This is a genomic window from Caballeronia sp. (genome assembly GCF_028292365.1).
GTDB lineage: Bacteria > Pseudomonadota > Gammaproteobacteria > Burkholderiales > Burkholderiaceae > Caballeronia.
Genome location: NZ_JAQGMM010000186.1, coordinates 1 through 12,248 on the forward strand (window position 1 = coordinate 1; position 12,248 = coordinate 12,248).

Consider the following 12,248-nt stretch of genomic DNA (forward strand, 5'->3'; position numbering starts at 1 on the left):
GCGTCGAGCGTGAGGATCTCGATCATCGGCAACTTGTGGCGCAGGCCGACCTGATAGTCGTTGAAGTCGTGCGCGGGCGTGACCTTGACCACGCCGGTGCCGAACTCGCGATCCACGTAATCGTCGGCGATCACCGGGATTTCCCGGTTCGATAACGGCAGCATGACCGTCTTGCCGATCAGGTGCGCGTAACGCTCGTCTTCCGGGTGGACCATCACGGCGGTGTCGCCGAGCATGGTTTCCGGGCGGGTGGTGGCAACCGTCACGTGGCCGGAGCCATCGGGTAGCGGGTACTGGATGTGCCACAGGCTGCCGGCTTCTTCTTCGCTGACGACTTCCAGGTCCGAGACGGCGGTGCCCAGCACCGGGTCCCAGTTCACCAGCCGCTTGCCGCGATAGATCAGGCCTTGCTTGAACAGCGTGACGAATACATCGATAACGACGGGCGACATTTTGTCGTCCATCGTGAAATATTCCCGCGACCAGTCGATGGACGCCCCCAGGCGGCGCACCTGGCCTGTGATGGTCGATCCGGATTTCTGCTTCCATTCCCAGACGCGCTTCAGGAATTCCTCGCGGCCGAGATCATGGCGCGATACGCCTTGTGCATCGAGTTGACGCTCCACCACGATTTGCGTGGCGATCCCGGCGTGATCCGTTCCAGGCAGCCACAGCGTGTTTTCGCCGAGCATGCGGTGGTAGCGGGTGAGGCTATCCATGATGGTCTGGTTGAACGCGTGACCCATGTGCAGCGTGCCGGTGACGTTCGGCGGGGGGAGCTGGATCGAGAAATCTTTTTTGCCTTCGATCAGGGTCGGCGCAGCGTAGCCGCGCTTTTCCCATTCCGGGCCCCAGTGGGACTCAATGTTCTGGGGCTCGAAACTCTTCGCGAGCGTGTTGTCAGTCGTGTTGTCACTCATGGGGTGGAATCTGCCGAAAAATGCGTAAGAAAGAAGCGGGGGTCGGGGAATTATAAGGCGTAGACAGGGTGCGGTCGGCGGGAAGGTGCTTCGCTCGCACGCGGGATTTGCGTGAGGGGAGCGCGAGGGGAACCTGAAGGGCGGTTTCGGCGGGAGGCCGGAGCGAGCAAGCCGATTCCAAACCCAGTGTCAACGACCGCTCCCCTGCCGTTTTATAATACCTGTCCCACCGGAAAACTCCCCCCATGCCCGATCTGCTCGCCAATCTGAACCCTGAACAACTCGCCGCCGTCACGCTGCCGAACGAGCCGGCGCTTATCCTCGCGGGCGCGGGCAGCGGCAAGACGCGCGTGCTCATTACGCGTATCGCCTGGCTGATCCAGCAGGGATTCGCGTCGCCCCCGACCATTCTCGCCGTCACGTTCACGAACAAGGCCGCCAAGGAGATGATGGCGCGCCTGACCGCGATGATGCCTATCGATACCCGCGGCATGTGGATCGGCACCTTTCACGGCCTGTGCAACCGCATGCTGCGCGCGCATTTCCGCGACGCGGGCCTGCCGCAGACCTTCCAGATCCTCGATACCGCCGACCAGTTGTCCGCCATCAAACGCCTGATGAAGGGCTTGAACATCGACGACGAGAAATATCCGGCCAAGAATCTGCAGTACTTCATCAACAACGCCAAGGAACAAGGGCTGCGCCCGAAAGACGTCGACGCGACCGATTCCTTCAACATGAAGTTCGTCGAGTTGTATGTGGCGTATGAGCAGCAATGCCAGCGCGAAGGCGTGGTCGATTTCCCAGAACTGCTGCTGCGCTGCTACGAGTTGCTCGCGCACAATCCGCCGTTGCGCGCGCACTATCAGGCCCGGTTTCGAAACATCCTGGTCGATGAGTTCCAGGACACGAACAAGCTGCAATACGCGTGGCTGAAAATGTTGGCCGGAGAGCACAACGCCATCTTCGCGGTCGGCGACGACGATCAGTCCATCTACGCGTTTCGCGGCGCGAACGTCGGCAACATGCACGACTTCGAGCGCGAGTACCACGTGCGCAACATGATCAAGCTCGAGCAGAACTATCGCTCGCACGGTCATATCCTCGATACCGCCAACTTCCTGATCGCGAAGAACTCGCGGCGGCTCGGCAAGAATCTCCGCACCGACGCTGGCCATGGTGAGCCGGTACGCGTGTATGAGGCCGCGACCGATACGCAGGAGGCGGCGTGGATCGTCGAGGAGATCAAGTCGATGATCCATGCCGGCGCGGCGCGCAGCGAAATCGCCATTCTGTATAGAAGTAACGCGCAGTCGCGGACTATCGAACATACGCTGGTAAATGCGGGCATTGCGTATCGCGTGTATGGCGGCTTGCGGTTCTTCGAACGTCAGGAAGTGAAGCACGCGCTGGCGTATCTGCGCCTGATCGACAACCCGAACGACGATACCGCGTTCGCCCGCGTCGTGAATTTTCCGACGCGTGGTATCGGTGCACGGTCGATCGAGCAACTGGCCGACGCTGCGCGCCTCTACAACTGTTCGATGGCCGCCGCCGTTCCCTACGTGATGGGCAAGGCGGGTTCGAGCATCGGCGCGTTTGCGCAATTGATCGCCAAGATGCGCGCTGAAACGCAGCAGATGAGCCTGCCCGAAACCGTGGAATATGTGGTTCGGGCGAGCGGTCTTGCCACGCACTACGAGAATGAGCGCGAAGGTCAGGATCGGCTGGAGAATTTGCAGGAAGTGGTGAACGCTGCGGCGGCGTTCGTGCAGGAGGAGGGCTACGGGCTCGATACCCCCGCGCGCTCCATTCCGCTTCGTCCAGGGGCGACGAATGCGCCGGAAATCGGCTTGGCGACCGACGATCCAGCCGTCGATGTGCTCGACCCGGAGAGTCCCGCCGATCCTGCGCAAAATCCCGACACCATGACGCCGCTGGCCGGTTTCCTGTCGCACGCATCGCTCGAAGCAGGAGACAACCAGGCGCAAGCCGGCCAGGACGCGGTGCAACTGATGACGGTGCACGCGGCCAAGGGTCTTGAATTCATGGCGGTGTTCATCACGGGTCTGGAAGAAGGCCTGTTCCCGCACGAGAACAGCGCGCAGGAAAGCGATGGGCTCGAAGAAGAGCGGCGGCTGGCGTACGTGGCAATCACGCGGGCGAAAGAGCGGTTGTATCTGTCGTTTGCGCAGAGCCGGATGTTGCATGGCCAGACGCGCTACAACATTCGTTCCCGTTTCTTCGATGAACTCCCCGAAGGTTCGCTCAAGTGGCTGACGCCGAAGGTGGAGGCGGGTGCGCGCTGGGGCGGCCGGTCGGATAACGCCGGCTGGGGCCGCGACTGGTTCGCACGGCCCGACAAGGAACGCGCCGCGTACGCCGATCCCGATGCCGGTAAGCCGCTGCCAGCATTCGCCAACAACCAGCGCGCCGCCGACACCGGTTTCAAGGTCGGTCAGGCTGTGTTTCACACCAAGTTTGGCGAAGGCACGGTGATCGGACTCGAAGGCACGGGCACCGATGCCCGTGCGCAAGTCCGCTTCAAACGTCACGGCGAGAAGTGGCTCGCGCTGGCGGTTGCGAAGTTGCAGGCAGTGGAATGACGGCGAGCGTGAAGCGTCTGGGCATCATGGCCGCGTTGCCGCAGGAACTGGGCGATCTGATCGACTCGATGCACACGGCCGGTGAGGTGCGCACTGAAACCATCGGCCGGCGCGAGTATCACGTCGGCATCGCGCATGGAGTGCCATGCGTGGTCACGCTCGCTCGTGTGGGAAAGGTGGCCGCGGCGGCAACGGCGAGCGCGTTGATCCACCTGTTCGATGTTGACGCCATTGTGTTCACGGGTGTCGCCGGTGGCGTTCGTGCTGACGTGCGAATAGGCGATATCGTGATTGGCGAAACGCTGATGCAGCATGATCTCGACGCATCGCCGTTATTTCCGCGCTTTGAGGTGCCGTTGCTGGGCATGGCGCGTTTCCCCGGGGACGCCACGCTGAACGCCGCGCTGGCAGAAGCATGCAGGGCATTTCTTGCCGATGAACACGCTGCTTTGGAGGCGCGTTTCGGCGTACATCCGCCGCAATTGCATCGCGGGTTGATCGTAAGCGGCGACCGGTTTGTATCGAGTCACGACGAGGTGAACGCGCTGCGCGCAGCGCTGCCCGACGCGCTGGCGGTCGAGATGGAAGGCGCGGCGCTCGCGCAAGTGTGTTTCGAGCACGGTGTCCGGTGCGCGATCGTGCGCACGGTTTCTGACACCGCCGATGCCGATGCGCCAGAATCTTTCCTTGAGTTCCTGCATGCGCTGGGCGGTGCGTATTCGTCGGGGATCTTGCGACGGTTTTTGTCCGCGTGGGATTCCACGGGCGACGTGAGCCTTTTTTCCAGAACGTAGTTTTCGCCATCAGCGCGTAGCCGTTTGTCTCGGGGCGCAGCGGCGCTTTCTGCGCTGCGCTGCGCCGGGATACACAGCCAAAGCTGTGTATCCATATCGACCTATCCCGCATTTCCCCGCTTTGCTCCCGCTCTTCCTTCTGATTCGCTCCCCAAAATTCCCTCTTGTAAGTGAGAATGATTCGCAATTACAATGTTTGCGACGACAGGAGGTCCACATGACCGAAACGACGCCCGATTCCAGCCGGGCACAGCGCGCAATCTCCGCGAACGCTGCACGGGTGATCGAGACCACGCGCCGCGCATCGCTCGCCGCAGCGGCGCAGCCCATTGGCGATACCGCCGAACCGCCCCGGCCACCCCGGTTTTCACGTCGTCCGATAGTCGCAAACCTTGCAATAGCCATGAATTTCTGGAGTACGAGACCGCTGTGATTGCTAACCCATCTCCCTTGGCGAAGTCCGTCGTTATTGGCGCGTCCGGCGCGTCACATCTGCCCGATCAGCGCATGCATGATGCCAGCCGCTTTCCCCTCGTGCGCTTACGCCGGCGCGCAGTGCAATCGGGCTATGCGTTCGGCTGGGGCGCCGAGATGCAGCGGTTGCTATCGTTGAAGACGCCGTTTGTGATCGTGTCCGACCATGACGCCGATGAAACCGCCGATGACACGCGCCTGCGCAACGTCTGGCTTCGTTCGCACCGGGACACGCTCGCGCTTTTTTGCCGTGGATTCATCGTGATCGAGCCGAGGATCGAAGCCCGGGCGTCGACGCGGGAAGCCGTGCGCGCCGCGACCGAGGGCAGTGGCGTGCGAATGGTCGTGGTGTCCAGCATGCGGGTGGCCGGCGAGCTCACGCCGGTCCTGCTCAAGCATTCGGCTACCGATCTGGAGAAATCCCTGCCAACCGACAAACCGCGTTTGCAGATGCCTTAACAAAGTGTCGCGAAGTGTCGCGGCCTGCCGTGGACAATAAATAGTCGGCGACGCCTGCGCCGTCGACTCAGGGCCGTCCCTCTCTAGCAGCGCCCCACGGCCTGAACTATGCTCAGGAGCAATTCGCCAGCTCCTGAACATGATTCAGGCGTGGCGTTCCGCTACCAGAAAGGGGTTCGAATGCCGACTTATCGTGAAGCTCATCGCCGTTCGATTGAAGACCCGGAATCGTTCTGGGGCGAACAAGCGCGGCGTATTCATTGGGAAACGCCGTTCAAGCAAGTGCTTGATCGCAGCAATCCACCATTCGCGCGCTGGTTCATTGGCGGCAAGACCAATCTCTGCTACAACGCCGTCGACCGGCATCTCGCCGCGCGGGCTCAGCAAAATGCGCTGGTGTATGTATCCACGGAAACGGGCATCGAGCGGCGCTACACCTATGCCGAACTGCACGCTGAAGTGAACCGCATGGCCGCCGTCATGCGCTCGCTCGGCGTGAAACAGGGCGAGCGCGTGCTGATCTATTTGCCGATGATCCCCGAAGCGCTGTTTGCGATGCTCGCATGCGCACGGCTCGGCGCGGTCCATTCGGTTGTGTTCGGCGGCTTCGCTGCGCCGAGCCTGGCGGCGCGCATTGATGACGCCACGCCGGTGCTGATTGTCACCGCCGACGCCGGTGCGCGGGCGGGCAAGGTGATCGATTACACACCGCTTGTGGACGAAGCGCTGGCGCGCGCCACGCACAAAGTGCCGAAGGTGTTACTGATCGACCGCCAGCTCGCGCCAGAACGGTTGCAGGCGCCATATCTGGTTTCTTACGAGCCGTTGCGCGAACAGTTCTTCGACGCTCATGTTCCGTGCGTCTGGCTGGAATCAAATGAGCCTTCTTATGTGCTCTATACATCGGGGACGACCGGCAAGCCGAAGGGCGTGCAACGCGACGTGGGCGGGTACGCGGTGGCGTTGGCGGCATCGATGGAACACATCTTCCAGGGCAATCCCGGCGACACCATGTGGACCGCGTCGGACGTGGGCTGGGTGGTCGGACACAGCTACATTATTTATGCACCGCTGATTGCCGGCCTGACAACGGTCATGTACGAAGGCACGCCGATTCGCCCCGATGGCGGCATCTGGTGGCGGATCATCGCGCAGCACAAGATCAACCTGATGTTTACCGCACCGACTGCGTTGCGCGTGCTCAAGAAGCAGGACCCGAAGCTGATGGAGCAGGCGGATCTATCGAGCTTGCGCACCTTGTTCCTGGCGGGCGAACCGCTGGATGAACCCACGGCGCAGTGGATTCAGGACGCGCTGAAAAAGCCCGTCGTCGATAACTACTGGCAGACCGAAACCGGCTGGCCGATGATCGCCATTCCACGCGGTATTGAAGCATTGCCGCCGAAGCTCGGATCGCCGGGCGTACCGTCGATGGGCTTTGCTTTGACCGTACGAAACGAGGCGACTGGCGAGATCTGTGCGCCGGGCGAGAAGGGGGTGATCACGCTGGGTTATCCGCTGCCGCCGGGTTGCATGCAAACGGTATGGGGCGACGATTCGCGCTTCATCAAGACGTACTGGGAAAGTGTGCCGGGGCAGCAACTTTATTCGACCTTCGACTGGGGCGTGACCGACGAAGAGGGTTACGTCTCCATCCTTGGACGCACCGACGACGTGATCAACGTGGCGGGACATCGGCTGGGCACGCGTGAGATAGAAGAGGCCTTAAGCAGTCACCGGGCCGTGGCTGAAGTGGCGGTGGTGGGCGTGGCCGATTCGGTGAAAGGGCAAGTCGCACTGGCCTTCGTCGTGGTACGCGATGCCCAGGCGTTGGAGGCAGAGGGCGCGCGTGAAAAGCTTGAGGCCGAACTTTGCCGCAGCGTGGATGCGCATTTGGGTGCGATCGCCCGTCCCGCCAGAGTTCATTTCCTGGCGATGCTGCCCAAGACGAGGTCGGGCAAGTTGTTGCGACGGGCGATTGCTGCGTTGGCCGAAGGGCGCGACCCCGGCGATCTGCCGATGATCGAGGATGCCGGGGCGCTGGTGCAGGTGAAGGAGGCTTTGTCGCGTTAGCGGCAGCGCCTGTTTACTTCACCAAAGCCCTTAACTCACGCTCCGCCCGGGGCGTGAGCCGCTGCGTATCTTTGGTGAGATTGACCTGCATGGTGGTCTCCGCGACTTCGTGAACCGCTTGCTCAAGCTGGTACGTGCCTTTTGCCTTGAGCCAGTCCATGACTTCCGCCAGATGCCAGATGGCGGTGCTGCCCTCGTGCACTGGCGATGGAAAGGTGTCCGAGTTCGTGAGCATCAACTTGCGCATGTTCTGACGCGTGACGCCGATTGCGTCGGCGACGTCGGTCAGGCCGACAAAGTCCGGTGATGCTTCCACCAGTGCTGCTGACGGAACGGCCGACTTGACGTCCTTCAAGGCGCTCATTAATGCCGCTTGCGCGCTGTCCGCTTCCCGCGTAAATGCCAGCGCAATCCGGCCTGGCTGACCCACACCGATCAATGCGTCGTCGCATCCTGCGGCACCGAGGCGTCCGATCAACGCTTCATGATCGCAGTCGCTTTCCGACAACCGGTACTTCAATGTGAACGTGTATTCCATGGTGTTACCTTGATTGAGACCGCTGTTTGACCGGAAACTTTTTTTGACTGAAACGTGCAGTTGTCGACCACGCGCTCGATGGCTCGCGCATGATTCACCGCATTTTTCGGCGTACTCCACACACTGGTAATGCAAAACTCACCGCAACGGCACTCGGCCGCATTGTAGGGGCAATAGATCCGGCCCCACGCATGGCTTCCTCCTTGTTCGACGCGCCATCCATGCGTTTCCGCGTGCCGCAGTGCTTCTTCAATTTCCTTCTTCTGATGCTGTGATCGAGTCATCGTTAGCCCCATAGTAGAGGCGCCCCACAAGGTTGTCAAGTGACAACCTTGTGGGGCGCCTGGAACGTCGAAACGAAAACTCGTTTTAGAGTTGCGCGTTCGTCGGTCGACTGTGTGTTCTGCTCACATGACCGTGATCATCACGCTTTAGCCGTTACCATTTTTTCCTTTGCATCCCGGGTATTCGGCAGCAGGATCGTCAGGACTCCGATCAGCGGCAGGAACGAACAAACCTTATAGACATAGTCGATGCTCGTCGCGTCAGCCAGATGGCCAAGGACGGCGGCTCCTATGCCGCCCATGCCGAACGCAAAGCCAAAGAACAACCCCGCCACCATGCCGACCTTGCCCGGAACCAGTTCAGTGGCATAGACCAGGATGGCCGAGAATGCCGATGCCAGGATCAGCCCGATCACCACTGACAACACGCCGGTCCAGAACAGGTTTGCAAACGGCAACATCAGCGTGAACGGTGCGACGCCCAGAATGGATACCCAGATCACAACCTTGCGGCCGATCTTGTCGCCCACGGGGCCGCCTACGATCGTGCCCACCGCCACTGCCGCCAGGAACCAGAACAAATGAACCTGCGCGGTTTCCACCGGCAAATGAAATTTGCTGATCAGATAAAACGTGAAGTAGCTGCTGATACTCGCCAGATAAAAGTACTTCGAGAATACGAGCAGCATCAGGACCGTCATTGCCATCAGGACTTTATTGCGCGGCAATGCCGAGACCGCGGCTGACGCACGCGCCTTCTTCACCGCCGGGTGACGTTGGTACCATCGGCCAATGTTGGCCAGCACGACAATGGCGAGCAGCGCCGCGGCCGAGAACCACGCAATGCTGCGTTGCCCATGCGGCATCACGACCAAGGCGGCCAGCAAGGGCCCGAGGGAGCTGCCCGCATTACCGCCGACCTGGAATACCGACTGCGCAAGCCCGTGACGTCCGCCCGACGCCATGCGCGCCACTCGCGAAGACTCGGGATGGAAGATCGACGATCCGCAACCGACCAGCGCCGCGGCTACCAGCAATACCGGAAAGCTTCCGGCCATCGACATCAGCAACAAGCCGCACAGCGTGAACCCCATGCCGACCGGCAGCGAATACGGTTTCGGATGTTTGTCGGTATATAAGCCGACCAGCGGCTGCAGCAACGACGCCGTAATCTGGTAGGTCAGCGTAATCAAGCCGATTTGCCCGAACGACAACGAAAACTCGCTTTTGAACAGGGGGTAGATAGCGAGGATCAGCGACTGGATCATGTCGTTGAGCAAATGCGCAAAACTGATCGCGCCGAGCACGGAAAAGGCGGTGCGCGGCACGGCGGGGCTCAAGGCGGGGGCGGCGCCGAGCGCGCTTTTATCGATACTTGTCTGCATGATGATGGCTGGAAGTTGTCTCTCTGAGTGCGTCAAAGTGCCACGGATGCGCGGTGTGCAGATAATTTTAATGTGTCCTCTACGCATTGTCCGGCCAAATATTGTCGCGAAACGGACATCAGACTGCCCATGCCTGGCGCATACACGCCCGCTTTTGGTGACCTCAACGCTAGTTTCCAACATGTGGTGAAAACACATCTAAAGAAGCGCCATTTCCCGCCGTAGACCATTGATGTAGCCGTGCGGCCCGCCCAAGAAGCAGGCCGCGCGATGCCAATCAAAAACTGGGAATTCAATAGATGAAACCGTTTTCGCTGCGGGGCAATCCCGGCGCTGGATTTATTCCCGATGGCGGCGCCAAGGCCGCCGCCCGGACGATGGCCAAGATCGCCGCCACAAGCGGCCGTTCGTTATCCGTCAAGGCGTCGCTGCGCCTCGCGTTCGCGTTGTTGCTGGTTGGCACGCTGGTTATCGGCGTGATCGCGCTGACGCAGATCAGCCGTCTCAACGGTTCCACGGAATCCATTTATCGCGAGGGGTATGTCGCCAGCCGGGACGTTGAAGAGTTGCGCGGCGCCGTGCTGCGCGCGAGCCGCTCGCAAAAGATGCTGCTCACCGCGACCACCGCGAAAGAGCGCGACGAACTCGGCGCGGATATCGAACATGCGCTCGCCGATATCGGCCGCGGACAACATAACCTGCAAAACTACGCGGACCCGACCGGCGACCAAAAGCGCCTGGCGACGTCCGTCGGCGCGTGGAGCACCGACCTGCGCACCTTCGTCAAACTGGTGAAGGAACAACCGCTTGATCTGTCGCAGATGAACTGGCAGGTCGGGATCATGGACGTCTCGCTGCTGGTGGCAACAGGCAAGCTGGAAAAGCTCGTGAATGCGCTTATCGAACAGCGAGGTGCGACAGCCAAGGCGACGATTGATTCGGCGGCTGCCATTTATCACGAATCGTTTGTGATGGTGGCCGTGTTGACGCTCGTGCTGATCGTGCTGGCATTCGCGGTTGGCGAATGGGTCGTGCGACGGCTCGCGAAACAGCTTGGCGGCGAGCCGGTCTATGCAATGGAAATTGCGAGCCGGATCGCGGCGGGCGACCTGTCGAACCGCATCGCGATTGCGAAGCGCGACAGCACCAGCATGCTCCATGCGCTCTCCGGCATGCAGAAGGATTTATCGGCGACGGTCGGTGAAATTGCGGCCAGCGCGGAAGCGATCGCGTCGGCATCCAGCGAAATCTCGCAAGGCAACGTGGACTTGTCGCAACGCACGGAACAGCAGGCCGTTGCGCTGGAAAAGACGGCGTCGAGCATGGAGGAACTGACATCCACCGTACGCCAGAACGCCGAGAACGCGAAGCAGGCGAGCTCACTGGCTTACAACGCGTCGGAGATTGCGGAAAAAGGCGGCGTGGTGGTCGGCCGCGTGGTCGCGACCATGGAACAGATCAACGCGAGCGCGAAGAGTATTGGCGACATCATCGGGGTGATCGAAGGCATCGCGTTCCAGACGAATATCCTCGCGCTCAACGCCGCCGTGGAAGCGGCACGGGCCGGCGAAGAAGGGCGCGGGTTCGCGGTCGTCGCGGGGGAAGTGCGGAACCTCGCGCAACGGTCGTCGGCGGCTGCGAAGGAAATCAAGGGCTTGATCCACGCATCGGTCGCGCGTGTTTCCGATGGCTCGACCTTCGCTCACGAAGCCGGTTCGACCATGGAAGAGGTCGTGAAGGCAGTCAAGCGCGTGACGGACATCATGGGTGAGATTTCGGCGGCGTCGGCGGAGCAGAGCAGCGGCATCGAGGAAATCAATCTCGCCGTCACGCAAATGGACGCGGGCACGCAACAGAACGCGGCGCTGGTCGAGCAGGCGGCCGCTGCTGCGCAGTCGCTGGACGATCAGGCGCACGCGTTGAAACAACTGGTCGGTAAGTTTCAGTTGGCGTGATGTAACGTGGTATGCACGCTGATAGCCGAATCCGGGCTTGCTGAACCGCAAGCCTTTGTTCTAGAATTCGCGACGGGCGCGGCAGGGCGCCCGGTCTCGCGAAAGTGAAAACACCTGTCACGCGTTATCGCTTCATCTGGATAAACCGCAACGTTGAACCTTTAGCCGCAGCGAGAACGGCGCAACAAGGAGAAACGTCATGTGGTCAACATCCTGTCCCCGCACTATCAATTCCGAACTCACCAACACCGAATTTCTTCGACGCCATGCGCGCCGGCTGCTTCGTCGCTCTCACGCGGACGATACAAGCACGGCGATGCCCATCGTGCGCCGCTTGCTGGCCGCGGGCGTGACCCGTGCCGGGACGCTCGGCGAGCTTCACAAAACGCGCACTGAAATTCAGCTCAAGCACGTATTGAACATGCTGGCGGTGGAGCTGGGTCATTTCGGCTGGGACGCTTGCAAGCCGGAACTTGATACGCGAGAGCCTGCCGTCATCGATCGATACCGCTTCGATGCGGGCGCTTTCGGTGACTACGAGAAGGTGTGGTTTGCCGGTGCCGACGCCGCGCGTGAATGGCAGCGCGAGCATGGCGGGTACATCGTGGAGTACGGCGATCAGGCGGTGGCGATACTCTGGCGCGAGTGAGGAGCTTGAGGGTGAGCTTGTGAGCGAGCAACTCGCGCTGCCGGTTTGTGATCATGAACCGGCAGCGCGATGAAAGGGCAAGCCACGTTAAAGCAACTCCACTTCCTTCCA

At 61.1% G+C, this 12,248-nt stretch carries 11 protein-coding genes; 7 read left to right on the top strand and 4 right to left on the bottom strand.

The features are described from left to right. Window positions 1-920, bottom strand: a 920-nt coding sequence (locus tag JWR14_RS11450; protein WP_299706059.1) for a class I tRNA ligase family protein, incomplete at its 3' end; no start/stop codon positions are given. Between the two features lie 245 nt (window positions 921-1,165). Between JWR14_RS11450 and JWR14_RS11455 the strand changes: the two genes are divergently transcribed. The 5 genes from JWR14_RS11455 to JWR14_RS11475 all read left to right on the top strand — a co-directional run bounded on the left by JWR14_RS11455 (window position 1,166) and on the right by JWR14_RS11475 (window position 7,326). Continuing rightward, window positions 1,166-3,526 (top strand): UvrD-helicase domain-containing protein, encoded by a 2,361-nt coding sequence (locus tag JWR14_RS11455; RefSeq protein ID WP_299706062.1) that lies wholly within the window; start codon window positions 1,166-1,168, stop codon window positions 3,524-3,526. Beyond that, entirely contained in the window at window positions 3,523-4,320 is a 798-nt protein-coding gene (locus JWR14_RS11460; protein WP_299706065.1) for a 5'-methylthioadenosine/adenosylhomocysteine nucleosidase, read from the top strand. Before JWR14_RS11455 ends, JWR14_RS11460 begins: the two co-directional genes overlap by 4 nt. A gap of 217 nt (window positions 4,321-4,537) precedes the next feature. Beyond that, window positions 4,538-4,753: a hypothetical protein gene (locus JWR14_RS11465; protein ID WP_299706068.1), complete on the top strand. Its 216-nt coding sequence runs from the start codon at window positions 4,538-4,540 to the stop codon at window positions 4,751-4,753. Further along, window positions 4,750-5,253: a hypothetical protein gene (locus JWR14_RS11470; RefSeq protein WP_299706071.1), complete on the top strand. Its 504-nt coding sequence runs from the start codon at window positions 4,750-4,752 to the stop codon at window positions 5,251-5,253. Before JWR14_RS11465 ends, JWR14_RS11470 begins: the two co-directional genes overlap by 4 nt. Before the next feature lie 108 nt (window positions 5,254-5,361). Further along, complete coding sequence (locus JWR14_RS11475; RefSeq protein ID WP_299706074.1) at window positions 5,362-7,326, top strand: propionate--CoA ligase; 1,965 nt, start codon at window positions 5,362-5,364, stop codon at window positions 7,324-7,326. Between the two features lie 13 nt (window positions 7,327-7,339). Here the strand turns inward: JWR14_RS11475 and JWR14_RS11480 are convergent, their stop codons facing one another. The 3 genes from JWR14_RS11480 to JWR14_RS11490 all read right to left on the bottom strand — a co-directional run bounded on the left by JWR14_RS11480 (window position 7,340) and on the right by JWR14_RS11490 (window position 9,533). Further along, the gene (locus JWR14_RS11480; protein WP_299706076.1) at window positions 7,340-7,864 is read right to left on the bottom strand and encodes a DNA-binding protein; all 525 of its coding nucleotides are present in this window, start codon (window positions 7,862-7,864) and stop codon (window positions 7,340-7,342) included. Then, window positions 7,843-8,148, bottom strand: coding sequence for a hypothetical protein (locus JWR14_RS11485; RefSeq protein ID WP_299706088.1), 306 nt, complete (start codon window positions 8,146-8,148; stop codon window positions 7,843-7,845). Before JWR14_RS11485 ends, JWR14_RS11480 begins: the two co-directional genes overlap by 22 nt. Before the next feature lie 140 nt (window positions 8,149-8,288). Continuing rightward, window positions 8,289-9,533, bottom strand: coding sequence for an MFS transporter (locus tag JWR14_RS11490; protein ID WP_299706079.1), 1,245 nt, complete (start codon window positions 9,531-9,533; stop codon window positions 8,289-8,291). Between the two features lie 299 nt (window positions 9,534-9,832). On the opposite strand from JWR14_RS11490, the gene JWR14_RS11495 reads away from it, so the two are divergent. After that, a complete protein-coding gene (locus JWR14_RS11495) occupies window positions 9,833-11,488 on the top strand; it encodes a methyl-accepting chemotaxis protein (RefSeq protein WP_299706082.1) in 1,656 nt (551 codons plus the stop codon). Between the two features lie 199 nt (window positions 11,489-11,687). Beyond that, window positions 11,688-12,137, top strand: coding sequence for a hypothetical protein (locus tag JWR14_RS11500; protein WP_299706085.1), 450 nt, complete (start codon window positions 11,688-11,690; stop codon window positions 12,135-12,137). Window positions 12,138-12,248 lie beyond the last annotated feature (111 nt).

Excerpts from the sequence above, each read along its gene's own strand:
- JWR14_RS11460 (WP_299706065.1), top strand. The coding sequence starts at position 3,523 with ATGACGGCGAGCGTGAAGCGTCTGGGCATCATGGCCGCGTTGCCGCAG.
- JWR14_RS11455 (WP_299706062.1), top strand. The coding sequence starts at position 1,166 with ATGCCCGATCTGCTCGCCAATCTGAACCCTGAACAACTCGCCGCCGTC.
- JWR14_RS11485 (WP_299706088.1), bottom strand. The coding sequence starts at position 8,148 with ATGACTCGATCACAGCATCAGAAGAAGGAAATTGAAGAAGCACTGCGG.
- JWR14_RS11495 (WP_299706082.1), top strand. The coding sequence starts at position 9,833 with ATGAAACCGTTTTCGCTGCGGGGCAATCCCGGCGCTGGATTTATTCCC.
- JWR14_RS11500 (WP_299706085.1), top strand. The coding sequence starts at position 11,688 with ATGTGGTCAACATCCTGTCCCCGCACTATCAATTCCGAACTCACCAAC.
- JWR14_RS11465 (WP_299706068.1), top strand. The coding sequence starts at position 4,538 with ATGACCGAAACGACGCCCGATTCCAGCCGGGCACAGCGCGCAATCTCC.
- JWR14_RS11475 (WP_299706074.1), top strand. The coding sequence starts at position 5,362 with ATGCTCAGGAGCAATTCGCCAGCTCCTGAACATGATTCAGGCGTGGCG.
- JWR14_RS11480 (WP_299706076.1), bottom strand. The coding sequence starts at position 7,864 with ATGGAATACACGTTCACATTGAAGTACCGGTTGTCGGAAAGCGACTGC.
- JWR14_RS11490 (WP_299706079.1), bottom strand. The coding sequence starts at position 9,533 with ATGCAGACAAGTATCGATAAAAGCGCGCTCGGCGCCGCCCCCGCCTTG.